The 24283-nt window shown below is 41.2% G+C and carries 24 protein-coding genes, 6 tRNA genes and 2 pseudogenes; 11 read left to right on the top strand and 21 right to left on the bottom strand.

The window, feature by feature from the left end:
- The 3 genes and pseudogenes from Q0162_RS10950 to Q0162_RS10940 form a co-directional block, all read right to left on the bottom strand.
- Complete coding sequence (locus Q0162_RS10950) at positions 1 to 177, bottom strand: hypothetical protein (RefSeq protein ID WP_297891565.1); 177 nt, start codon at positions 175 to 177, stop codon at positions 1 to 3.
- A 19-nt stretch (positions 178 to 196) separates the two neighbouring features.
- Positions 197 to 664: a hypothetical protein gene (locus Q0162_RS10945; RefSeq protein ID WP_297891562.1), complete on the bottom strand. Its 468-nt coding sequence runs from the start codon at positions 662 to 664 to the stop codon at positions 197 to 199.
- An 85-nt stretch (positions 665 to 749) separates the two neighbouring features.
- A pseudogene (locus Q0162_RS10940) lies at positions 750 to 923 on the bottom strand (SDR family oxidoreductase); the annotation flags it as partial.
- Between the two features lie 5 nt (positions 924 to 928).
- On the opposite strand from Q0162_RS10940, the pseudogene Q0162_RS10935 reads away from it, so the two are divergent.
- A pseudogene (locus Q0162_RS10935) lies at positions 929 to 1060 on the top strand (MerR family transcriptional regulator); the annotation flags it as partial.
- 100 nt (positions 1061 to 1160) lie between these two features.
- Here the strand turns inward: Q0162_RS10935 and Q0162_RS10930 are convergent.
- The gene (locus tag Q0162_RS10930) at positions 1161 to 1988 is read right to left on the bottom strand and encodes a glycoside hydrolase family 16 protein (protein WP_297891559.1); all 828 of its coding nucleotides are present in this window, start codon (positions 1986 to 1988) and stop codon (positions 1161 to 1163) included.
- Positions 1989 to 2057: 69 nt separating this feature from the next.
- Positions 2058 to 2891 (bottom strand): glycoside hydrolase family 16 protein, encoded by an 834-nt coding sequence (locus Q0162_RS10925; RefSeq protein ID WP_297891556.1) that lies wholly within the window; start codon positions 2889 to 2891, stop codon positions 2058 to 2060.
- Positions 2892 to 3016: 125 nt separating this feature from the next.
- Between Q0162_RS10925 and Q0162_RS10920 the strand changes: the two genes are divergently transcribed.
- The 9 genes from Q0162_RS10920 (at position 3017) to Q0162_RS10880 (ending at position 10001) form a co-directional block, all read left to right on the top strand.
- On the top strand, positions 3017 to 3217 hold the full coding sequence (locus Q0162_RS10920; protein WP_297891555.1) for an NAD(P)H-dependent oxidoreductase: 201 nt from the start codon (positions 3017 to 3019) through the stop codon (positions 3215 to 3217).
- A gap of 473 nt (positions 3218 to 3690) precedes the next feature.
- Positions 3691 to 5379: a glutamine--tRNA ligase/YqeY domain fusion protein gene (locus tag Q0162_RS10915; protein WP_297891554.1), complete on the top strand. Its 1689-nt coding sequence runs from the start codon at positions 3691 to 3693 to the stop codon at positions 5377 to 5379.
- 93 nt (positions 5380 to 5472) lie between these two features.
- Positions 5473 to 5721, top strand: a complete 249-nt coding sequence (locus Q0162_RS10910) for a phosphopantetheine-binding protein (RefSeq protein WP_009414404.1) — start codon at positions 5473 to 5475, stop codon at positions 5719 to 5721.
- Positions 5711 to 6610 (top strand): lipid A biosynthesis acyltransferase, encoded by a 900-nt coding sequence (locus Q0162_RS10905; RefSeq protein WP_297891550.1) that lies wholly within the window; start codon positions 5711 to 5713, stop codon positions 6608 to 6610. Before Q0162_RS10910 ends, Q0162_RS10905 begins: the two co-directional genes overlap by 11 nt.
- Positions 6607 to 7497: a dialkylrecorsinol condensing enzyme DarA gene (locus Q0162_RS10900; protein ID WP_297891547.1), complete on the top strand. Its 891-nt coding sequence runs from the start codon at positions 6607 to 6609 to the stop codon at positions 7495 to 7497. The genes Q0162_RS10905 and Q0162_RS10900 overlap by 4 nt, the downstream gene beginning before the upstream one ends.
- Before the next feature lie 71 nt (positions 7498 to 7568).
- Entirely contained in the window at positions 7569 to 8696 is a 1128-nt protein-coding gene (locus Q0162_RS10895; protein WP_297891544.1) for a beta-ketoacyl-ACP synthase III, read from the top strand.
- Between the two features lie 2 nt (positions 8697 to 8698).
- Positions 8699 to 9133, top strand: coding sequence for a hypothetical protein (locus Q0162_RS10890; protein ID WP_297891541.1), 435 nt, complete (start codon positions 8699 to 8701; stop codon positions 9131 to 9133).
- A gap of 38 nt (positions 9134 to 9171) precedes the next feature.
- Complete coding sequence (locus tag Q0162_RS10885) at positions 9172 to 9609, top strand: acyl carrier protein (protein ID WP_297891539.1); 438 nt, start codon at positions 9172 to 9174, stop codon at positions 9607 to 9609.
- Positions 9606 to 10001: a hypothetical protein gene (locus Q0162_RS10880; protein WP_297891537.1), complete on the top strand. Its 396-nt coding sequence runs from the start codon at positions 9606 to 9608 to the stop codon at positions 9999 to 10001. Before Q0162_RS10885 ends, Q0162_RS10880 begins: the two co-directional genes overlap by 4 nt.
- Before the next feature lie 12 nt (positions 10002 to 10013).
- On the opposite strand, the gene Q0162_RS10875 is transcribed toward Q0162_RS10880, so the two are convergent.
- From Q0162_RS10875 to Q0162_RS10810, 14 genes are all read right to left on the bottom strand, one after another.
- Entirely contained in the window at positions 10014 to 11321 is a 1308-nt protein-coding gene (locus tag Q0162_RS10875) for a hydroxymethylglutaryl-CoA reductase, degradative (protein ID WP_297891535.1), read from the bottom strand.
- A gap of 272 nt (positions 11322 to 11593) precedes the next feature.
- Positions 11594 to 11666 (bottom strand) — tRNA-Phe (locus tag Q0162_RS10870).
- A 102-nt stretch (positions 11667 to 11768) separates the two neighbouring features.
- The gene (gene fbp, locus Q0162_RS10865; protein ID WP_096088147.1) at positions 11769 to 12794 is read right to left on the bottom strand and encodes a class 1 fructose-bisphosphatase; all 1026 of its coding nucleotides are present in this window, start codon (positions 12792 to 12794) and stop codon (positions 11769 to 11771) included.
- Between the two features lie 74 nt (positions 12795 to 12868).
- The gene (locus tag Q0162_RS10860; protein WP_002677911.1) at positions 12869 to 13585 is read right to left on the bottom strand and encodes a pyridoxine 5'-phosphate synthase; all 717 of its coding nucleotides are present in this window, start codon (positions 13583 to 13585) and stop codon (positions 12869 to 12871) included.
- Positions 13586 to 13597: 12 nt separating this feature from the next.
- Positions 13598 to 14101, bottom strand: coding sequence for a hypothetical protein (locus Q0162_RS10855; RefSeq protein WP_002677694.1), 504 nt, complete (start codon positions 14099 to 14101; stop codon positions 13598 to 13600).
- Between the two features lie 13 nt (positions 14102 to 14114).
- Positions 14115 to 14354, bottom strand: a complete 240-nt coding sequence (locus tag Q0162_RS10850; RefSeq protein ID WP_172458402.1) for a NifU family protein — start codon at positions 14352 to 14354, stop codon at positions 14115 to 14117.
- 104 nt (positions 14355 to 14458) lie between these two features.
- Entirely contained in the window at positions 14459 to 15580 is a 1122-nt protein-coding gene (locus Q0162_RS10845; protein ID WP_096088148.1) for an Mrp/NBP35 family ATP-binding protein, read from the bottom strand.
- Positions 15581 to 15900: 320 nt separating this feature from the next.
- Positions 15901 to 17358 (bottom strand): hypothetical protein, encoded by a 1458-nt coding sequence (locus Q0162_RS10840; RefSeq protein ID WP_297891528.1) that lies wholly within the window; start codon positions 17356 to 17358, stop codon positions 15901 to 15903.
- Positions 17359 to 17470: 112 nt separating this feature from the next.
- Positions 17471 to 17541: transfer RNA gene (locus tag Q0162_RS10835), tRNA-Trp, on the bottom strand.
- A 75-nt stretch (positions 17542 to 17616) separates the two neighbouring features.
- On the bottom strand, positions 17617 to 18804 hold the full coding sequence (gene tuf / locus Q0162_RS10830) for an elongation factor Tu (RefSeq protein ID WP_002677857.1): 1188 nt from the start codon (positions 18802 to 18804) through the stop codon (positions 17617 to 17619).
- 66 nt (positions 18805 to 18870) lie between these two features.
- Positions 18871 to 18942 (bottom strand) — tRNA-Thr (locus Q0162_RS10825).
- 12 nt (positions 18943 to 18954) lie between these two features.
- A tRNA-Gly gene (locus tag Q0162_RS10820) sits at positions 18955 to 19027 on the bottom strand.
- A 22-nt stretch (positions 19028 to 19049) separates the two neighbouring features.
- A tRNA-Tyr gene (locus Q0162_RS10815) sits at positions 19050 to 19131 on the bottom strand.
- A gap of 37 nt (positions 19132 to 19168) precedes the next feature.
- Positions 19169 to 19242, bottom strand: a tRNA-Thr gene (locus Q0162_RS10810).
- 96 nt (positions 19243 to 19338) lie between these two features.
- Between Q0162_RS10810 and Q0162_RS10805 the strand changes: the two genes are divergently transcribed.
- Positions 19339 to 19629, top strand: coding sequence for a hypothetical protein (locus Q0162_RS10805; protein ID WP_123862226.1), 291 nt, complete (start codon positions 19339 to 19341; stop codon positions 19627 to 19629).
- Here Q0162_RS10805 and bglX read toward each other — a convergent pair.
- On the bottom strand, positions 19621 to 21906 hold the full coding sequence (bglX, locus tag Q0162_RS10800; protein WP_096088151.1) for a beta-glucosidase BglX: 2286 nt from the start codon (positions 21904 to 21906) through the stop codon (positions 19621 to 19623). The two genes, Q0162_RS10805 and bglX, sit on opposite strands and share 9 nt — an antisense overlap.
- Before the next feature lie 581 nt (positions 21907 to 22487).
- Positions 22488 to 24236 carry a TonB-dependent receptor gene (locus Q0162_RS10795; RefSeq protein ID WP_297891520.1) on the bottom strand — a complete coding sequence of 583 codons (1749 nt, stop codon included), beginning with the start codon at positions 24234 to 24236 and terminating at the stop codon, positions 22488 to 22490.
- Positions 24237 to 24283 lie beyond the last annotated feature (47 nt).

The following is a 24283-nucleotide window of genomic DNA, read 5'->3' as shown; positions in this document are numbered from 1 at the left end:
TTAATTATTGTATTTTTCAAGTATATTACTCACTATCAAAGCTATCAAATAAGCTATCACCAAACACATATCCCCTACAATTGCCAATGGAAACAAGAGGATTGTCCTTAGCATACTCCCAAAGGTCTTTTGGCGTTTCTCTAAAAGGTGTAGGGTAATGAATATGTTCAAATTCATAGTGTATTATGTGTTTTTACTAATCCTTTTTCACATCCATACGATAGCTGCGGTGGCAGGCTACACAGTTGCTGAGTAGGGCAGTTACTTGTTGTTGTGTAACTTTAGGGTCGAAGTTCTTTTCGGCGCTATTGGCAATGCTATCGAATTTAGCGTGCGTGTCGAAGCCTATAGTTTTGAATCCCATAGGGATAGAAGCTATGAGTCCTGCAGGAGCGTGATGAGCTACCGAACCTCCTGAACTGCGTGCTGCTTCCACTATCAGTGAGGAATCGTTTTGCTCAATTCCCATATTGATTTGATGTAAGGTTTCTACGAAATTGCGCATTTCGCTCATCACAAAATCACGATTCGGCTGACTTACCACTATACTTATACGTGAGTCGCCTTCAATTACTTGGGTATTTCCTACAAATAATTTGCGTACCAATACTACATTGGCAGCGAGTGATAGCACCAAAAGAGCTATAAAACTCATCTTTTTCATACGTTATTTTAATTTGTTGATTTACTAATATTAGGGCAAAGATAGTAATAATTAGCAAATTAGCAAATTAAGGAGTTAGCAAACTTTAATTTGTAGTGAGCCCGCCATCAACGGCGAGTACAGTGCCTGTAATCCACGAAGCATTATCGCTGGCTAAGAATACACAAGCTTTGGCTATATCTTCAGGCGTGCCAATGTGTTGCAACGGGTAGATTTCCTTTACCATAGTCTCAAAAGCGGCTTGTTTTTCGGGGGTGAGAGTATAAAAAAATACTCCTCATCAAAGAACTCCTTGATGAGGGGTACACGTTAGATGCTTCGGTAGAGAAAGTAAAGAAGCGTATGGCGATGATAGAGGAAACGCTTACCAAAATGAGTCAATTAGTTACAATCTAAAAATATCTTCAGTCGATACATAGAGTTCAGGAAAATTAACTGATTGAACCATATCGCCTTCTACAATAGGAGGGAGGGCGCGGTATTTGCCCTCCAAACTTTATTTGTTAGTTCTCTGATAAAATCGTACCCAGTCTACGTACATTCTTACGGGTTTGGTGAAAGGTTTTACTTCACCTACCCAACTACCACCTAATTGCATATCGATGCGCAACATATAGGGGCGGTTGAAAGGGAATTGCCCTTGATCTTCTTTTCCAGGTACGCGGGCATAACTAAAAGTTTGTGTGCCATTTACATAAAAACGCACCTCATCGGTGTCGAGTTCTACCGCATAAATATTGTAATCATCGGGGTTGATAGGGGCAGTAGCGGTGCTTGGGGGAGTACGCTTAGATTTGTCTTTTTTGCCCGCTTGGGTGTAAGTGGAGTGTACTGTATGGTGTACAAAAGGCTCGTAGTTGAGTCGTTCTACGATGTCTATTTCACCCCCTGTAGGCCAAGTAGCATCGGGTACCATCCAGAGAGCAGGCCAAGCACCTTGATGAGCTTCGAGCTTGCAACGAATTTCTAAACGTCCATTTTGAAAATATTTCTTTCCTTGGGTAGTTACCCCTCCCGTAATGTAAGGCGTTTTGTGCTTGGTAGGGTCAGTTCTGGGCTTGCCCAAGAGGATAAGGTTGCCATCCTTTATCTCAAACAGACTGGGGTCGTGATTCATCGTTTTGCACCAGTCGGCATCAGAAGTAGGGCATCCCCATATTTTCGACCATATACCGGTGGAGAAAATATCGTCGCGGTTGAAATCGTCTTCCCAAACTAATTTCCAGCCCTCTTTTTCTTTAGAAGAGGTGTCATCTTCTTTTTGTTCTTGAGAGCAACCTACAATGATGCTCCAAATGCATAAAATGATAAATATCCTTTTCATAATATTACTTTTTAATTATTAATGTGTATAGGTTTAAAAAATCCTTTTTAGACACTTTAGTTACTTTCTTTATTTCTGATAAAAACGCACCCAGTCTACGTACATTCTCACGGGTTTGGTAAAAGGTTTTACTTCGCCTACCCATCTACCACCTAATTGCATATCGATAAGCAACATATAGGGTCGATTAAAAGGGAACTGTCCTTGATCTTCTTTTCCTGGAACGCGGGCATAACTAAAAGTTTGTTTGCCATTTACATAGAAACGTACCTCATCAATATCGAGTTCTACCGCATAAATATTGTAGTCATCGGGGTTGATGGCAGCTTTAGTATGGCTCGGTGGATTATCTTTTTTAGAAGGGTCTGTTTTACCTGCTTGGGTATAAGGTGAGTGTAAAGTATGGTATACAAAAGGATCGTAGTTGAGTCGTTCTACGATGTCTATTTCACCACCTTCAGGCCAAGTAATAGAATCATCGGGGATCATCCATAGAGCAGGCCAAGCGCCTTGAGTGCCTTCGAGCTTGCAACGGATTTCTAAGCGTCCATTTTGAAAATACTTTTTACCATCGGTAAAAACTCCTCCTGTGATATATTTGGGGTTTTCTTTAGTAGAGTCTGGACTAGGTTTTCCTAAAAGAATAAGGTTGCCTCTTTTAATTTCGTACAAACTAGGGTCTTTACTCATTGTATTGCACCAATCGGAAGTATTGCAAGTCCATATTTTAGACCATATACCGGTAGAGAAGATGTCATCGCGGTCAAACTCGTCGTTCCAAACCATACGCCACCCTCCTCTTTTTAAATAGTCATCGTTTGCTTTTGTTGAAGGGTCTTCTTCTTTTCGAGAGCATCCTATTGTAGCGCTCAAAACACATAAAATGATAAATATTTTTTTCATAATATTACTTTTTAATTATTAAAATGCAAAGGTAGGACTAATTTATCTATTTGCCAATTAATTAAGACTAAAAGATTTTAAATCATAATTATATGAAAGCTTTAATTATCAACTGACTCCCTACTATGAAAGTGTCTAACGCTAGTAAGACAATTTTAGAAGAGGTAAAACGCCTTCTTCCTAAAGTTGAGGTAACCGAGCTGCAAACTCTTTACCCTAATTATCAGTTTGATGTAGCTCAAACTAAACTTGTTGAGGCTGATGTAATTGTATGGCAATTGCCTGTGAATTGGCATTCACTCCCTGCCCTATTAAAAAATGGGTAGATGCTGTATTTGCCTTTGGTTTTGCTTATGGAACGGACTATGAGTTGGAGGACATCTTTCTCTACAGAAGCTCCTGAAGAAGCCTTTCAAAAAGATAAAAGGGTTATCCTATCTCTGACTTCCTTTACATTCATAGACAAACTACTCTCTTTACCAAAATAGAGTTTTTTAAAAAAGTATATTCCTGTAATAATGCCAGAAAAAGCTTTTTTGGCAGTACAGCAAAAAGCCAAAAGACATGTTGCTCGTTTAGTAGCTCTGATTAAGAAAATTAGCTAATTGATTACCCCCCCTTTTTCAGTTGAAAAAGAGGTTTTAAAGTTTTGTTTTTAAACAATTGACATATCTAAAACCTAGCCTCTATTTTCTCTTCTAACAAAACTCCTATCCCTAATTTGTTAATTTGCTAATTATTCATACCTTTGCACTTTGTAAAGAATACTTCCTCCCCACTAAAAACTAAACACTAAAAAATGTCAGAAGAATTAAAAGAACAACGCTCTAATAATTTTATAGAAAATATCATTGAGGAAGACCTCACTGCAGGTTTTCCCGCCAACGCTTTGCGCTTTCGCTTCCCCCCAGAACCGAATGGTTACTTACACCTTGGTCACGCTAGCTCTATTTGCCTCAACTTTGGTTTAGGCTTGCGCTACAACGCCCCTGTAAACCTCCGTTTTGACGACACCAACCCTTCTAAAGAGGAACAAGAATATGTGGATGCGATTCGCCGCGATGTAGAGTGGCTCGGATTCAAATGGGATAAAGAATGCTATGCTTCCGACTATTTCCAAGAACTTTACGACTGGGCAGTAATGCTCATCAAACAAGGAAAAGCGTACGTAGATAAACAAACCTCCGAAGAAATTGCAGCTCAAAAAGGCACCCCTACTACAGCAGGAACCGAGAGCCCCTATCGCAATACCTCTCCTGAGGAAAACCTCGCCCTTTTTGAACGTATGAAAAACGGTGAGTTCGAAAATGGTACCTATGTACTCCGCGCCAAAATAGATATGGCATCGCCTAATATGCTAATGCGCGACCCTATCATCTACCGTATTATGAACGCTTCACACCACCGCACAGGCGACAAATGGCATATCTACCCTATGTACGACTGGGCTCACGGCGAAAGCGACTACCTCGAACAAATATCTCACTCCCTTTGTACATTAGAATTCTTACCTCACAGAGAGTTATACGATTGGTTTTTAGATCAAGTATACGACAATACTCGTACCCGTCCTAAACAACGTGAGTTTGCCCGCCGAAATCTCAGTCATACCATTGTGAGCAAACGAAAACTCTTGCAATTAGTAACCGAAAATTATGTGGCTGGCTGGGACGACCCTCGTATGCCTACTATCTCTGGTTTGCGCCGCCGTGGGTATACCCCCGAAGCCATTCGCAAATTCGCTGATACCATTGGTATTGCCAAACGCGAAAACCTCATCGATGTATCTCTTTTAGAATTCTGTGTGCGCGAAGACCTCAATAAAAAAGCAAACCGCGTAATGGCAGTCCTCGACCCCGTGAAAGTGGTGATTACCAATTATCCCGAGGGACAAGAAGAATGGCTTGACGCCGAAAATAACCCTGAGGTAACTCCTATGACTTTCCGCAAAGTGCCTTTCGGTCGTGAAATCTATATCGAGCGCGACGACTTCCGTGAAGAAGCCGATAAAAAGTATTTCCGATTGAAATTAGGAGGGGAAGTACGCCTTAAAAATGCTTATATCATCAAAGCTGAAAGTGTCGTAAAAGATGCTCAAGGGAATATTACCGAAATCCATTGTACTTACGACCCCGAGAGCCGCAGCGGTAGTGGTACCGAGGCGAGTATGCGCAAGGTAAAAGGTACATTGCATTGGGTATCAGTAGCTCACGCTGTAGAAGCCGAAGCGCGCCTCTACGACCGTCTATTTACTGTTCCTGAACCCGATCGCCAAGAAGATAGTTTCTTAAACTACATCAACCCCGATTCTCTAAAGGTGGTAACTGCTTACGTAGAGCCAAGTCTCAAAACTGCTCAAGCAGGTGAAACAGTACAGTTCCAACGTTTAGGCTATTTCAGTGTAGACCCCGATACTACCCCAGAAAAATTGGTGTTCAACAAAACCGTAGGATTAAAAGATACTTGGGAAAAAATAAAAAATGAATAACTCTAAAACCCGTCCTACTTGTCATTCGTAATTAATTTGCTATCTTTGCCCCCTTAAAATAGTACCTAATAAAATAAAAATAGATCATAAATAATGAACAGACAGGAAATAATAGACCTTACTACCCGTATTTTTGTAGATGAATTTGAAGTAGATGGCAGCGTGATTGCTCCCGAGGCTAACTTTCGCGAATCTTTAGGATTAGATAGCCTCGACTACGTAGATTTGGTGGTGATGATTGAACAAGAATTCGGTGTGAAATTGGTAGAAGCCGATTTCAAACCTATTGTAACCTTCAACGACTTTTACACTACCTTAGAAAATAAAGTGAATGCACACTAACGACGAAGGCAAAACCAAATGGCAAGGAAAATCCAAAGGTACTGTGCTCGGTTACAGTATCTTTGTATGGCTGATGAAGCACCTAGGTATTTATGCTGCTTATACACTATTGGTATTTGTAGCATTTTACTATTTTTTGTTTGAATGGAGCTCCAATGGCTATATGTATTACTATTTCCGCCATCGCTTGCGATATAACCCCTTCAAAACTATTGCTTGCCTATACCTCAACTATTTTACTTTTGGACAAACTATTATTGATAAAATCGCTATTTTAGCAGGACTCGAAGATAAATTTACCTACGAGTTCGATGGCATCGAAAACTTGCATAAACTCCTCGATCAGCGACAAAGTGGCGTACTTATTTCAGCGCATATAGGTAACTTTGAAATAGCAGAACCTTTTTTTAGAAAGATAGACCTCAATTTGCAAATCAGTACAGTAACCACCGATATGGAACACTCCGTAATCAAAGAGTATTTGGAGTCAATTTCTAAAAACAAGCCCTCAAATCAGTTTATCTATGTAAAAGAAGATATGTCGCATATCTTCAAAATCAATGATGCTATCGCCGATAATAAGATCGTTTGCTTCACAGGCGACCGATATTTTGAAGGTGTACGATCGCTCAAAGGAACCCTGCTAGATGCTGAAGCTACCTTCCCCGCAGGCCCTTTCCTTATAGCTTCCCGCTTGAAAGTGCCAGTGCTTTTTGTTTATGTGATGAAAGAAAGCCAACTGCATTACCACTTGTATGCCCGAGTAGCTGAAGTGAAAAGTCGCGATGCCCAAGCCTTGCTCAATGCTTACACTGAAAATATAGAAAAAATGCTCAAAAAATACCCGCTACAATGGTTTAACTATTTCAACTTTTGGGATGAACAATGAAACGCGTATTAGTAGTATATTACACCCAATCGGGGCAACTCAAAGAGATTATCGATAGTGTACTATCCCCACTCACGGAGGTAACTATCGACTTTTTGCCTATTGATACTGCCACTCCTTTTCCTTTCCCGTGGACAGACGATACATTCTTTGACGCCTTCCCCGAGTCCTACTTGCAAATTCCCCAACCTCTACAACCTTTTAACCTCCCCCATACCGATTATGATTTAGTGATTTTGGGCTACCAAGTGTGGTATCTCTCGCCCTCTATTCCATTGAGTTCTTTTTTGCAACACCCCGAAGCTAAAAAACTCCTCAGTGGTAAACCTGTCATTACCATTTCAGGCACACGCAATATGTGGGTAATGGCGCACCAGAAAGTAAAAAAACTCTTAACCGATTGTGGGGCGCATTTAGTGGGCAATATTGCCCTTACCGACCGTCATCATAACCATATCAGTGTGATTACCATTGTACAGTGGCTCTTTTCAGGCGATAAGAACAAACGTTATCTCGGTGTGTTCCCCAAAGCAGGTGTCGCCGATAAAGACATACAAGGCGCGAGTGTATATGGTATGTTCATTGCCCCTCACCTGCAAACTGGTGATTACATAGGATTACAACAAGCAATAGTAGCCCACGGAGGCGTGCATTACAAGCGTTTTCTCCTTTCGGCAGAGAAGAAAGGCAACCGCCTTTTTGGCATCTGGGCAAAGATGATTTACGGCAGTAAGAAGCGTAAATTCCTGCTGAAATGCTTCCATATCTATTTGTATATCGCTATCTGGGTACTGATGCCCATCGTATGGTTGCTGTATTGGCTCACCTATCCATTATTCTTTTGGAAAGTAGAGAGCGACAAGAAAAAGTTTACAATTGATAATTAAAGGATATAAAAAAATATAGAGTTTGAACAACAGTCTCTTACCTGTTACTTCTTACCTATTACCTGAATAATATGAACGTTTATATAACAAAAGCAAGTAAATATTTACCTAACAATCCCATTGGCAACGAGCAAATGGAGACTTTCTTAGGTCTCATAAACCAAAATGCCTCTAAAGCACGACGCCTCGTGCTCCGCAACAATGGTATTCTCACACGTTACTATGCTCTTGACGAGCAAGGTAACCCTACTCATAACAATGCCCAGCTTACGGCTTTGGCAATACAAAACCTATTGGACGGCGAAGTGCCTTGGGATACTATCGAGGTGCTCTCTTGTGGTACCTCTACCCCCGATGTGCTCTTGCCCTCGCACACCTCTATGGTACACGGACTCTTGGGCGGACACTCAGTAGAACTGAATGCCTCTTCAGGGGTGTGTAACTCAGGAATGAATGCCCTCAAATTTGGGTACTTATCAGTAAAGGCGGGCAATAGTGTGAATGCAGTATGCACAGGCTCTGAACGTGTATCGGCTTGGTTGCGTGCCGATAAATACGAAAACGAAGTACAACTCTTAGCCGAATTGGAAGCGCACCCTGCTATCGCTTTTAAAAAAGATTTCTTGCGCTTTATGCTCTCCGATGGGGCAGGGGCTTTTCTGTTAGAAAACAAACCACGTGAAGGTGCTTTGCAAATAGAGTGGATGGATGCTTATTCGTATGCTCACGAGCTCGAAGCGTGTATGTATGCCGGTGGCGACAAGCTCCCCGATGGCAGCCTCAAAGCTTGGAGCGAATACCCTGCCGAAGCGTGGCTTAGTGAATCTATCTTTGCTATCAAGCAAGATGTGAAGCTACTCAATGAGAATATTTTGCTAAAAGGCGCTGAAAGTATGCGTGCTACCTTAGATAAACACCAACTATCAGCAGATGATATTACCTATTTCTTGCCTCATATCTCGTCTTGTTATTTCAAAGAACGCTTGTATGAAGCCCTCAAAACAGTAGGTATCGACCTTCCGTTAGAACGTTGGTTTATCAATCTCCCCGAAGTAGGCAATGTAGGCTCTGCTTCCGCTTATTTGATGTTAGAAGCCTTGATGCACTCAGGCAAGCTCAAAACGGGTGATACTGTTTTGCTATCAGTGCCTGAGAGTGGTAGATTCTCCTATTCTTATGCTTTTTTAAAGGTCGTTTAATTATGGTTTTACCAATTACAGATAAAAACGAAATTCTCACCCTTATACCCCAGCGCAATCCTATTGTAATGGTAGATGCTCTTTGGGAATATACGCCCACCGAGGGTGTGGCAGGACTCACCGTTGCCCCTAATAACCTCTTTGTACAGCAAGGGATATTCTTAGAAAGCGGACTTATAGAGCATATTGCCCAAAGCATCGCCTTGCACAAAGGCTATTACTACTATCTCAACGGAAAACCTGCTCCTATGGGGTATATAGGAGCCATTAAAAACATAGAAATACAATCCCTGCCCAAAGTAGGCGATGTCCTCAAAACTTACATTACCATTCTCCAAGAGTTTATGGACGTTACCCTCGTAACAATGCAAACCTTTATAGGTGATACCCTCATTGCACAAGGCGAAATGAAAACCGTACTCGCACCCAATTCCTAACCCCCCTAACCCCTGACACCTAGCCCCTAACACCTAATATGAACATCTCTATCCACAAATATCTTCCTCACCACCCGCCAATGCAAATGGTTGATACTATTACTGATATCAGTAATACGCACGTAGTTACTAAATTTACTATAACTGATAATTGTATTTTTGTAGATGAAGAAGTGTTTGTAGAAGTAGGACTTATCGAAAATATGGCGCAAACCTGCTCGGCAATTGTAGGACAATTTCTCTTTGGTATAGAAGACTCATCGAACTATGTGATAGGCTATATCAGTGCGATTAAGAAGTTAGAAATCTTCTCCTTGCCTAAGGTACAACAAACCATAAGTACGGAAGCTGAATTGCTTTCTCGCTTCGACAGCGATGAGTATTATCTTTGTGCCATGCGTTGTAACGCCTTTGCTGATAATGTTCTTTTGGCTACTGCCGAATTAAATTTAGTGATTAAAAATCTAACAGAATGAAAGAAACCGAAGTGCCCCAAGAAGAAGGAGCTTTGCGTGACCTAAAGGAACTATGCTACGTAACTGATGAAGAAGGCAATTACACTACCCGCCTCAGTTCGGGCTGGGAAGTGAAAAATGTCGCTTTAGAAGCCTCTTTAGGCAGGTTGCAAGAGCAGATAGATGAGGCAAAAGCCAATGTTATAGCAGGACGCAAGAGTCCTATAGTGTACTATATGCTCCTTAACCGTATGGATTGGGCAGTTCTTGCTGATGCTATGCATTGCTGGCAATGGGTTATCAAGCGTCACGCTAAACCTTCAGTATTCAAAAAACTATCGCCCAAAACGCTGCAGCAATATGCTGAAATCTTCAATATTAGTGTAGAAGATCTAGTTAATTTAGCAAATTAGATTTTTTTATGATTAGATAGATTTTCTACATATAGTTAAAGCTTCGGCTACCTCACTATGGCTCACTGTTTTATCTTTGAAATAAGCAGTGAGCTGTTGTTTTTCTTCGTCGGTAGCACCTAATTGATTAAAAATATTGTTGAGGTGCATTTTCATATGTCCTTTTTGGATACCCAAACTGATGAGTGAACTCACTGCCGAAAAATTCTGTGCTAAACCTACACAAGCTACAATTTGCATCAACTCTCGAGCATTCGGTTTTTCGAGGATTTCGAGGGCTGTTTTCACCAAAGGGTGGAGCGTGGTAAGTCCGCCCACAGTACCCAAAGCCAAAGGCAATTCGAGTGCAAAATGGAAAGTGTCGCCCTCTATCCAAGCGTTGGAAAGACTCTTGTAATTACCTGAACGCGCTGCATAGGCGTGCGCTCCTGCTTCGATAGCGCGAAAGTCATTGCCGGTGGCTAAAATCACCGAGTCGATGCCGTTCATTATACCTTTGTTGTGAGTGGTGGCGCGGTATACATCGGCGTTGGCAATAGCGAGCGCTTGCACGAATTTTTTGGCTGCTGCCATTCCTTTGAGGTGGGCAATTTCCAATTCATCTACAGGGCAATGCACTTCGGCACGCACCAAGCAGTTAGGCACGTAATTAGAGAGTATAGACATCACAATTTCATATTGCCCACGAATGACCGCATCTTTTTCAGCCTCTTCTCTAAAGGTCTCGGCAAACGATTCCAAACACGAGTTGATGAAGTTAGCCCCCATCGCATCTAAGGTTTCAAAAGTAGCCGACAGCTGATAGTAATCCGCCAACGCTTCAGTTTTATCTACCAAAGTAAGGGAAGTAATCCCCCCGCCACGTTTTTCCATATTGGCGGTGATAGGTTTGGCATTGGCGAGCATCAAAGGCTGTACGCGGGCAAAAAAGGCTTCTAAATGCGCTTTTTCACCATAGAAAAAGAAGTGTACGTGTCCTGTTTTTTCAGTAGAGAGCACCGTAGTATGGAAGCCTCCCCTACCCTGCCAGAACTTCGCAGCACGGCTGGCAGCTGCCACCACCGAGCTTTCCTCAATTGCCATAGGCACCGTATAGGTACGCCCGTTGATGAGGAAGTTAGGAGCTACTGCAAAAGGCAAGTAGTAGTTGGTTACTGTATTTTCAATGAACTCATCGTGGCGTTTTTGGAGTTCAGCATCGGGATTGTGGTATTTTTCAAAGAAAGCGGCTGCATTCTCTACCTCAGGAAAATAAGTATCGCAAAGCCATTGAATTTTCTCGGCTTTGGTAAGTTTAGAAAAACCGTTTATTTGTTTCATATAATTTGTCAATTTGTAGATTTGTTAATTTGGTACTTACCAAGTTAACAATGTATAGTAATTCCTATAGTTATAAGGAAAAACGAGTGTTGCTGATTCTGTTGGGGCAAAGGTAATAAACAATTGAGAAATTAGCAAATTTGAGGGGTCAATGTGTATAGCTATAGATTTTTGTCTATTTACAAAATAACAAAAGCCTCAGCGAATGCTGAGGCTTTTGCAATTCCTAATCCTTAAAAATATGAAAAATTTCCTCTATGAAGAAGATCTCGTGGTACCTCCAGGAATCGAACCAGGGACACAAGGATTTTCAGTCCTTTGCTCTACCAACTGAGCTAAGGTACCAGTTGTTTTATCATTACGGCTGCAAAAGTAGTACTATTTTTGAAACTTGCAAAATATTTTGTGAATATTTTGCAAGTTTTTTATCATCTTTTTTATAACTCATTAATAATCAAGTTTATCATTTGGGTATTTTGCCATAAATTCTTCTACCTTTTTCACCATATTTTCTGATCCGCAGAAGAAAGGTACTCTTTGGTGGAGTTCTGTAGGGCGGATATCCATAATGCGCGTGTAGCCATCAGAGGCTTTACCTCCTGCTTGTTCAGTGAGGAATGCCATAGGATTACATTCGTAGAGCAAGCGCAATTTACCGCGTGGCGTACGTGTTCCCGAAGGATAGATATAAATACCGCCTTTGAGCATATTGCGGTGAAAATCGGAGACTAAGGAACCTATATAACGAGAAGTATAAGGGCGATTACCTTCTAAGGCTTGACAATATTTGAGATAATCCTTCACCCCTTGGGGAAAATGCACGTAATTCCCTTCGTTGATGGAGTAGATGGTACCATCTTTAGGGTACTGCATATTAGGGTGAGAGAGGTAGTAAGTACCTATGGAGGGGTCGAGGGTGAAGCCATTTACCCCGTGACCAGTGGTATAGACAAGCATTGTAGAAAGTCCGTAGACCACATAGCCTGCTGCGACTTGCTTGTTACCCTCTTGGAGAAAGTCTTCTAATTGTACAGGAGTCCCTACCGGAGTTATACGTCTATAGATAGAAAAAATCGTCCCTACAGTTACATTCACATCGGCGTTGCTAGAACCATCGAGTGGATCGATGAGTACTACATACTTGCTGTTAGGGCTGTTCTCAGAAGAGGCAATGGGGATGAAGAACTCATTTTCTTCGGAAGCAATACCACATACTACATCGCGCTGGGTAAGGGCACGGATAAAGAGGTCGTTAGCGAAAACGTCTAACTTTTTCTGTACCTCACCTTGGATATTTTCTTGCCCCATATCGCCCAAGATGTCGTCTACTAATCCCGCTTTGTTTACTTCGCGGTTTACTAGTTTAGAGGCTAATTTGATCGCACTCAGCAAACGTGAGAGTTCGCCAGTTGAATGTTGGAAGTCCTTCTGATTTTGGATGATGAACTCCCCTAAAGTAAGATGTGTTTTCATTTTGTTGATATGTTAATGTATTAGTTTCTTAATTTAGTGCGAGCTCTATGAAATTTTGCTAATTAGCTAATTTACTAATCTGCCAATTTATTTAGGTATAGCTGGATTACATTCTCTAAACCTAAATAAAGAGCCTCGCAAATAAGCGCGTGACCAATGGAGACTTCTAAGAGGTTAGGTATTTGCTCTTTGAAGTATTTTAGATTATCGAGGCTCAAATCGTGACCAGCATTAAGTCCTAAGCCTACTTTTTGAGCTTCTAAAGCTGCTTTTACATAAGGTTCTACGGCAGTTTTGTTCCCAAGGGCGTACTGGCTGGCATAGCCTTCAGTGTAGAGTTCTACACGATCAGTACCGGTAGCAGCTGCGGCGGTTACCATTGCCTCGACAGGGTCTACAAATAGTGAGGTACGAATGCCATTGCGTTTGAACTCGGTTACTACTTCAGTTAAAAAATCTTTGTGTTTAATGGTGTCCCAACCAGCATTAGAGGTGATCGCATCTTCGGCATCGGGAACAAGGGTAACTTGGGTAGGTTTGACTTGCAACACCAAGTCGATGAATTTAGGGATGGGGTTTCCTTCGATATTGTATTCGGTAGTTACTACTTTTAGCAAATCGAAGGCATCTTGATAGCGGATGTGGCGTTCATCGGGGCGAGGGTGGATAGTAACACCTTCAGCTCCAAAACGTTGAACATCTTTGGCTACTTGCAATACATCGGGCATATTGCCACCGCGTGCATTGCGCAAAGTAGCTATTTTATTGATATTTACACTTAATTTTGTCATTAATTCTGTTTTTTAAGGGGTTGTAGTTTCTACTTCCTCTCCTCGCTCATCGGCTTCTACCTCTTGACGAAGGATAGAATCTTGTCTATTAGGGGTAACCCTATAGGCTTTAGGGTCGTATTTAGGATCGGAGATGTTGAAACTGGCGGTGTCCTTATCGCGTTGAGGCTTCAGGTCACCGACGAGTACTTTTTTGATAGACGCCAAATACTTGTCGTTATCTTGGATTTTTTGCTCTAAGGAATCTACTTTGAAGAGCAGACTGAGAGTTTCGCGTTTATTTTCGACGGCAGTATAGCCTAAAATGTACTGGCGCAGAGGGGAATAGATAATCAGTACTGTAGTGAGAGCGATGAGCACAAAAGCAAAGAGAGAACCAAATACAAAGATATTGAGACGGCTCAAGCGGAAGGAAGTTTTTTCCTCGTAGGTACTATCGTCCATTACTATCAAGCGGTATTTGCTCAGCCACTTGCGTTTCCAATATTCTTTTCTTGATTCTTTATTCGCTGCCATTGTCGCTAATTCATTATTCTACACTGATTACTTTTTCTATTTGAGGCACATACTCTTTGATAGTCATTTCTACTCCGCTTCTAAGCGTAAGTTGATTGACAGAGCAGTTGGTGCAAGTGCCTTCTAAACGCACTTTGACGATTTTTCCATCTTCGATATCAACCAAAGTAATATCGCCGCCATCATTTTGCAAATAGGGGCGTATTTTATCTAAGGCTTTGATAACTTCATTTCTAAGTTCTTCCATTTTTATTAGGTAACAGATAACAGATAACAGGTAACAGGTAACAGGTAATAGGTAACAGGTATGTTGTTGCTGATTGTTGTCTGTTTAATTATTAATTGTTGTTTTTATTGTTAATTACTACTACAACCAGCGGTAGTGGTGATTCGGATTGCTTCGGAGGGAGGTAGTGTTTCGTTGCGTTCTACGACACTTTTCACGACCTCTTGAGCTAAGGTACGGAAGGCGTTTGCTTGAGGAGTGCCGTCTTGTAGCACTGTGGGGCGACCTTCGTCACCTGCTTCGCGTATGCCTTGTACTAAAGGAATTTCGCCTAAGAAAGGTACGTTCAAATCAGCAGCGAGGTTTTTAGCACCTTCTTTTCCAAAGATGTAATACTTGTTGTTAGGCAATTCCTCTGGGGTAAAATAAGCCATATTTTCTACAATCCCCAACACAGGCACGTTGATATTTTCTTGTTCGAACATGGCTACTCCACGGCGGGCATCGGCGAGAGCTATTTTTTGAGGGGTGCTCACTACTACTGCTCCCGTAATAGGCAATGCTTGCATAATACTCAAGTGAATATCGCCCGTTCCTGGAGGAAGGTCGATAAGGAGGAAATCAAGTTCTCCCCAGTAGGATTCAAAAATGAGTTGGTTAAGTGCTTTAGAAGCCATAGGTCCACGCCATATTACTGCTTGATTGGCATTGGTAAAGAATCCGATAGAGAGGATTTTCACGCCGTAGTTTTCGATAGGCTGGATGAACGATTTACCATTGATAGCCACCGATTGAGGTCGGTTACCTGCTACATCGAACATTATGGGGATAGAGGGTCCATAGACATCGGCATCAAGGACACCTACTTTGAAGCCCATTTTGGCGAGAGCGGCAGCCAAGTTGGCAGTTACAGTGCTCTTCCCTACCCCACCTTTACCAGAGGCAACAGCGATAACATTTTGGATACCAGGAATGGGTTTTCCTTTGATTTCAGGCACTTCGGGGGCGATGACTTTCACATTTACCACTACTTTGGCTTTTTCGTGAACTTCGCCGTGAATGGCTTTCATTATTTCGACTTCGGTGCGTTTTTTGGCTTGCAAACTGGGATTGTTGATAACTACATCTACTACTACTTCGTCGCCAAATACTACTATATTTTGGACAGCGCCGCTATCGACCATATTTTTTCCTTCACCAGGAGCGGTAATTTTGCGAAGCGCTTCTAATACATCTTTTTTTTGAATGTTCATTTGTTATTTTTAGTTAAGAGATAAGAGGTAAGAATTTATAACGCTCTTATTTTTATTTTTTTAATTCTGCTTTATAGTCAAATAAATTAAATTACAAATAAATAGCTTATTTTTAGAGAGGTTTGCAAGAGGGCGTTTGCAGCACATACCCAGCTATCGCTGGCTTTCCTACATAACATACTCTAAAAGTGATTGATTATCAAGGTTATCAACTTTGGCAAAAGTTTTTGGACTTTGACAAAGTGTAGCGGCTCAAAATTTAGAAACCGATTTTAATAGACTATGGTGACTCTTATTTGAAAGGCAAAGATATAACTTTTTTATTTATTATCAAAACATTTAGTGGTTTTTAGATTGTACCATCCTTGCTTGCCATTGCCCCGCTGATAACGCACAAAACTGCCGCGCTGTTCTAATATTTGTTCAAAGGGCTCTGACAAGAATGAGGTTTTGTTATACTTATCAAACAAATATATTTGTCCGTTTTTATAGAGCCTGATAGCATTGGTGGTATCCTCTTGTAAATCTACCTTATCAAAATCTACAGGAGTAGAAGGAACGATAAACGCTTCTTTATTTTCAAAACAAAAGAATCCCACCCCATATTTACCGTCTTTTTCAATGACAAAATAATCGGCTTCTCTCTTTGTATTTGGGATTCTATAAGGATTATTAGTAGTGGTTTCATAACTTTCTTTCCAGCGGTTTCTTCCCACACAAAAATGCCAATTTGTAATAATCCTCTTTATTTTATAGCGATTTGCTCGCATTTCTTTTATTGTAAGAACTTCAGAAGAATGATGACTCCCCATTATTTTAAACGGACTCGTATATTCATCGGGCACTACCTCACCCAAGGTATTTTTACTGATTACCTCATTGCCTTTGAGCAATTTTACAGTTTTCTCACTATCTATTGCATAACTATCGGCTTGATCAATCAAATTGAATTGAGAATTGTAGATTTTGTAGCTATTCCCCAATTGTACTGCAACAAAATATTCTGAAATAGACACACTATCAAACAACTCGTTAAAAACGCTATTTCCAGCTGCATCTCTTATCTGATATTTGCCATTGGGCATCAGCAGGGAGGTTATGTTTTGAGAGTCTAACCTAATATTTTGTTGTGTGGGTATTACTGAATAGGCTGAAGGATTAAATGGCTCTAAACAACGTTCTAAATATTTATAGCCGAACTTATGTCCGAAATTGATTTGGAAGCCTTCGGGGAGAGGAATGATATAATTGTCATTGCTGAGATCTTGCATTACAATAGTTCCGTTACTCAAAGCAAGGTAGATCATTGGGTAATAAGTTTGTTTTTTGAGATGCCAACCTTTTTCACGTTGTTGTGTACTCTCATTGTAGAACTCATCATTTGCATAGATTCTATGCAAGATAAGGGTAGGTGTAATCATCTGAATTGTAGCTATAGCTTGATCATAAATATTATCTGCAAATTTTTCAATGAGATACTCCCGATTTAAAAAAGTATAAAGAAAGTCGTCTTTGGAGAGCTGACGCAATTGAGAAGCAGCGTACAAATGTGATTTTCGCCCTGTTATGAGTTCTTTTGTATAAACAATATCATCTACAAATGAGTGAGTGCGCATCATTTTGATCGCCACACCTTTATAAAGACTATCTACTTGTTTTATAGGAGTGATAAAATCATCTTCCAAAAGCAGATGAGTAGCCTCTTTTAGAGGATAAATAGTTTGAGCATTGAGTGCAAAAACAAATAAGAAATATAGAAATGCAACTATTGTTTTCATAACGGCAAAGATACAACATTTAGAAAATAAAACAAAGGTTGTGGCGAGATGTGCAATCCATAAAAAGAAAAAAACTTTACTTAGGTTGAAGCCTAAATAAAGTTTTTTTTTGCACGGGTGGAGGGATTCGAACCCCCATCAACGGTTTTGGAGACCGCTATTCTACCCTTGAACTACACCCGTATTTTAAAAAAGTTTTGAGCTTTTTAGAACCCAAAACTTTTTTGTATGATTATTAACTTAATTCTAAGTTAGAAATTAGTCAAGAATTTCAGTTACTTGACCAGCACCTACTGTACGACCACCTTCGCGGATAGCGAAACGGAGACCTACGTTAAGAGCGATAGGTTGCAACAATTCTACTTCGATAGTTACGTTATCACCTGGCATAACCATATCAACACCTGGTTGCAAGTGGATAGTACCGGTTACGTCGGTAGTACGTACGTAGAATTGAGGACGATAGTTATTGTGGAATGGAGTGTGACGACCACCTTCTTCTTTAGAAAGGATATACACCTCAGCTTTGAATTTAGCGTGTGGAGTTACAGAACCTGGTTTGCAGATTACCATACCACGTTTGATATCTTTTTTGTCGATACCACGGAGCAACAAACCTACGTTGTCACCAGCTTCACCACGGTCGAGGATTTTGCGGAACATTTCAACCCCAGTAATAGTAGAGGTTAATTTTTCAGCACCCATACCGATGATTTCAACAGCTTCACCTGTTTTAGCAACACCTGTTTCGATACGACCTGTAGCCACAGTACCACGACCAGTGATAGTGAACACGTCTTCGATAGGCATCAAGAAAGGTTTATCGATGTCACGAGTAGGAAGTTCGATATAGTTATCAACAGCGTCCATAAGGGCGAGTACAGTGTCAACCCATTTTTTCTCACCGTTAAGAGCACCAAGAGCAGAACCTTGAACGATAGGAGTGTTATCACCATCGTATTGATAAGAGCTCAAAAGTTCGCGCATTTCGAGTTCTACAAGTTCTAACAATTCAGGGTCATCCACCATATCAACTTTGTTCATAAACACAACGATACGAGGGATACCTACTTGGCGACCCAAAAGGATGTGCTCACGAGTTTGAGGCATAGGACCATCGGTAGCAGCAACTACGAGGATAGCGCCGTCCATTTGGGCAGCACCAGTAATCATATTTTTTACGTAGTCGGCGTGACCAGGACAGTCAACGTGTGCGTAGTGACGTGTAGCTGTTTGATATTCTACGTGAGAGGTATTGATAGTAATACCACGTTCTTTTTCTTCTGGAGCGTTGTCGATAGAATCGAAGCTACGAGCTTCTGAAAGACCAGCGTCAGCTAATACTTTAGTAATAGCGGCTGTCAAAGTAGTTTTACCGTGGTCTACGTGTCCAATTGTACCAATATTCAAGTGGGGTTTGGAACGATCAAATGTTTCTTTTGCCATTTTTAAATAAATTTTAAATCTTAGTTATATAAATGAGTGTTTGATGTGTGTACAAAAGATAATATGAGCTGATGACGAGATTTGAACTCGTGACCTCTTCCTTACCAAGGAAGTGCTCTACCCCTGAGCTACATCAGCATACACGAAAAGAGCGGGAGACGAGGTTCGAACTCGCGACATTCAGCTTGGAAGGCTGACGCTCTACCAACTGAGCTACTCCCGCAAAAAAAATAAAAATATGACAGTGGGGAGAACAGGATTCGAACCTGTGAAGGTAAAACCAGCAGATTTACAGTCTGCCCTCGTTGGCCGCTTGAGTATCTCCCCGAGAAATTTTAAACTATTAAAATATGTACTTATTTTGAGCCGGCAGAGGGATTCGAACCCACGACCCCGAGATTACAAATCACGTGCTCTGGCCAACTGAGCTATGCCGGCGTTTTAGTCTTACAGAGCGCAAAAGTATAACAAATTTTGAAACCTCCAAAATTTTTGAGAGTTTTTTTTATGATTTTTGATAAAATATTTTTTAAAGTGTTGAAAATCAAATGGGTTTTAATGAAGGTGGTGGGAACGGTGGGAACTATGGGAGGTGTAGGAGTGGTGGGAATAGTGGGAGGGGTGGGAATTATGGGAGCGGTGGGAGGTGCGAGCTGCACAGGCGATTTGTGGGTGGTGGGAGTTCTCAGAGAGACTCAGAAGTTCTCGGGGTTCTTGGAAAGGGGTTTAAAAATAGAGATAAAAAACTTTGCCAAAGGTGTAGCTGTGAAGCTATTAAAACCTTTGGCAAAGTTTAGCAATAATGAAAGAAAAAATCTATTTTAGTTCGAAATCTTTTTCGTTGCTGTTGTCGGCGGAGTGTTGAGCTACCCAAAGTTTGAAAGCGCCGGGTTCGGTTACTTTTTTCAAATCGGCGTTGTAGAAGGCTAAGAGGTCTTCAGTAATTTCAAACTGTACTTGCTTGCTTTCGCCGGCTTTGAGTGCGACTTTTTGGAAACCTTTGAGCTCTTTGACTGGACGGGTTACACTACCTACCAAATCACGAATATACAATTGTACGACTATTTCACCATCGCGCTTGCCGGTATTGGCTACTTGTGCTGTAACAGTGAGTTTGCCTCCTTTGCTGAGGGTGGCACTGCTGAGCTGTACATTACTAATATTAAAGGTGGTATAACTCAATCCGTAACCAAATGGATAAAGCGGTGTGATAGGTGCATCTTCATATTTAGAACGATAATCACCCATTGGGTTATTAGGATCTACGGGACGACCAGTGGCTTTTTGGTTGTAATAGACCGGCACTTGACCTACATTGCGAGGGAAACTCATCACCAAACGCCCTGAAGGGTTATACTTACCAGCTAATACATCGGCGATGCCATAACCTGACTGGGTACCAGGGAACCACACTTGCAAAATAGCATCGGCTAATTCACTCTCTTCACTGAGATCGAGCGGACGACCGCTATACACTAATAATACTATAGGTTTTCCTGCTTGCTTGAGCGCACGTAACAATTCGCGTTGAGGCGCACGCAAACGTATATCGGTGAGGCAAGCAGATTCACCAGACCAGTTATAATCTTCACCTAAGGCTACCACTGCTACATCGGCAGCGCGTGCTGTGGCTACTGCTTTGGCAATATCGGCAGCAGTTGTAGCGGTAAGCGTACAACCTTTGGCATAGCTGAACTGCACCTTACTATCTTTATACACTTCTTGCAATCCTTTGAAAAGAGAAGCGCTAAGTTCACGGTCGCCACGACCTTGCCATTCGCCATTTTGGTTGATAGAATCTTTTACCATAGGTCCTATGAGAGCTACTTTTTTCACCATATCGGGAGTGATAGGCAACACCTCAGCATTGTTCTTGAGCAATACCACTGATTTAGTAACCGCAGTGCGTGCCACTTGCAAGAACTCTGGTTTCATAAGGGTTGCTTTGGCGCGGTTCTCATCGAGGAACTTATAAGGGTCGTCAAACAAGCCCAATACGAATTTCATTTCCAAGATACGGCGTACAGCGGTGTTGATAGCTTCTTCTTTTACTTTGCCCTCTTCAACTGATTTTTTGAGATGCTTGATAAAATTAGAACCTGTCATATCCATATCAATACCTGCATTGATAGCCAATTCGGCAGCGTGCTTATTGTCGGCAGCAATACCGTGAGGAATGAGTTCGTTGATACCAGTATAATCGGTTACTACAAAGCCTTTGAAGCCCCATTGCTTGCGGAGGATATCGGTCATTAGGTAGCGATTGGCAGTTGCAGGGATACCATTCACCTCGTTGAAGGAAGCCATTACGGTGCCCACTCCTGCATCGATTGCTGCTTTATAAGGAGGGAGATAGACATTCCACAGAGTGTGTTGGGAGAGCTCGGCGGTGTTGTAGTCGCGACCTGACTCGGCAGCACCATAGGCAGCAAAGTGTTTTACGCACGCCAAAATAGTATTGGTTTTATTGAGCGAACGCCAGTCGGTACCTCCTTGAAATCCTTGTACGCGAGCTTTAGCAATTTCACTTCCCAAGAAAGGGTCTTCGCCAGCGCCTTCCATCACACGCCCCCAGCGCGGATCGCGAGCAATATCTACCATAGGAGCGAACGTCCATTTGATACCATCGGCAGCAGCTTCTTCGGCAGCAATGGCAGCGGTTTGGCGCATTAGGTCTAAATCCCAAGAGCAGGCTTCGGCAAGCGACATAGGGAAAATGGTTTTATAACCGTGAATCACATCGTAACCAAAGAGAATAGGAATGCCTAAACGAGTTTTTTTGACAGCAATATCCTGCATTTTGCGCACCCCAGGTACGGTAACAGCGTTGAACACACTACCCACGAGACCTTTCTCGAGATATGGCTGAAAGTCATCGGACATTACGGGACCTGTAACATCCCAATCGGCAGCAAACTGAGTGAGTTGTCCGATTTTTTCTTCTAAGGTCATCAGTGCCAACAAAGAATCTACTTTGCGTTCGATGTTTTTATCACCACTGAACGACTCCCATTTCACGGGGGTGTTATCGTCGGTTTTTGACGAATTATTACAAGCTACTACAGCAAATAAGATAGTAGCAGCACAGATTAATTTCTTCATAAAACTTATTTTAAGGTGAGTTCGACGTAAAATGAAACTCACGAATTTACAAAAATATGATGTAAAAAGTTTAAACGTTTCCCACGGATTGCGCAGATAAAACGGATTGTGATATTTTTTAGAATTATTGTTAGTTATAGGACAAGGCAGGCTTGGCTGACCTGTCTGTGTTGCAATAGTTTATTGTTAATTTAACATGAGTTTGACGTAAGAAATATTTATTAGTCAAACAAATAGGCAGCTTCGCTGTTCTTTTAAGTCTCGTACAAAGCCAGTGAAGAGCTACAGCTGGGTTTGTAAACACGAATTATAATGCAAATATAATTATAAATCGGTGTTTTGTTATATAAACTGAGATTAAATTATGGATTTAGAGAAAAATAATACAATTTATCAGCTTACGCGACAAAGATATAGAAAATTTATTAAAATCCAAAAAGTTTATTGTGTATGTATTTACAAAACGCCCCTATGTAACATACTCTAAAAGTGATTGATTATCAAAATAAAAAAACTTTGCCAAAGTTACATGCTGTGTGGGCTGGAAACTTTGGCAAAGTGTATGAGATTTTTGTTACTTATTATCTATCTCCTAATTTAAATATGTATTTAATTCCTGCAAAGGCTTGGATGCTTTGTGATGGGTAATACACCCAATTTTGGTGACGTTGTGCAGTAAGGTTATTGGCTTTTAGGAATACTTGCCAATTCTTATTAAAAGTATAATCAATATGGAAATTGAGGTCTAAGTAGCCACTGAGGTTGATTTTCTCTGGCACTGCACTTCCTATTTGATAATCGAGGTCTTCACGTGCACCGGTATAGAACAAATCTATTCCTGTGAAGAGATTGGGCAAGATTTTGAAATCAGTGTAGAGAGAAACACGTACGTTAGGGAGATTCCAAGCAGTTTTGTCACGCTGCGTACGAGCTTTGTAGTTGTTATACTGACCTGTAAAATTGAAAGTAACAATATCCTTCAAATTACCACCTATTCCTGCTAAGAACTCGAAATCGCTCACCTCATCATACAACAAGTTGAAAGAGTTATAGTACTGATAAGGCAAGGCTTCTACTCCTAATTGTGGGCGCTCGCTATTGGTGGTGAAGAGAGGCATTTCTTTATATTGGCGGTAACTACCTTTCAAACGGTATTGCAAATCACTACCTACCTTACCATTTACCCCCACAAAGCCATCTACTTGTACATTGGTAGGTTTAATTTCTTGCATAGGTGCAAGATACGGATTGGCTTTGGTGAGTTTCTCAACAGTGTTTTGCTGCATACCTCCGCGTACTCCTGCGTGCAATATAGCGCTATCGGTGAGGTTGTAAGAAGCTTCTACATCGGGGTAGGCTTTGAACTTACTATCTACCGATTTATTGGCATCTACATACATTAACGATACTCCTAATTTTACATTGAGGTTATCTACTACCAACTGGTAAGAAGGATTTACCCCAAAGAGCATCCAGCGGTTATCCATATCGTTGATAAGATTGTACTTACGTGTAAAACTACCATCGTAGTAATCTACGAGTACATTGGCATTGATTTTCTGTTCATCGGTGAGAGGTACTTCAAATGAAGGTTGTACTTTCACGTTGATTTCCTTGCTTTGGAAATGGTCGGAAAGTCCGCGAATAGCGAAATCTAAGCCCTTGAAATAAGGGTTTGACCATTGCAAATAAGCAGCTAATCCGTAATCAAAATAGATTTGGTTCATCTCATCTACCTTACCTCGCAAAGAGGCTCTGGTGAAAGTATTTTTGCGGATACCATACCAATTGTGCAAGCGTCGGCCTATATCGCCATTTATTCCCCAGAGCACATCTTGGCTTTGGTAGTCGTAACGCAATTCGGCTGAAGAGTTTGAATAGTTCATCTCAGGAATTACCTCATCGGCATCATCGGAAGATGAGAGGTGGTTCAGCAAAAAAGAAGCACGCCCTTTGTCGTTCACTTGATAATTGAGGTTAGCATCGGCATAGAAAGTGTTGAGCATTCCTAAACCGCCTGCGATGTATGAATTTTGATAATCTTCACGCACTATTTTCTGCTTGATAGCTGCTGCACGTCCTTTATCAGGTACAAAAGTAGAGGCTACTGGCACAGAATAGATAGTATAGTTTATCTTTTTCTTTTTTACTGTAAGCGAATCTTTAATTTTGGCATCTTCGCGTTTTTTATCGGCATCGGCGATGGTAGGAGCATAGGACTTTACCACATCTACCACCTTGGTAGTGAGGCTGTCTTTACGGCTTTGAGCTATGGCTGAAGAGGAAGCTAAAGCTAAAAGCATAAGTGCTATATAGGTAATTTTGTTCATTTTCTGTTTGTTTTATATTGTTGTTATCGGACGGGGCAAATTGCCAT

This window comes from uncultured Capnocytophaga sp. (assembly GCF_937936315.1).
In the GTDB taxonomy this organism is placed as follows: domain Bacteria; phylum Bacteroidota; class Bacteroidia; order Flavobacteriales; family Flavobacteriaceae; genus Capnocytophaga.
This window is presented reverse-complemented; position numbering and strand designations above follow the sequence as displayed.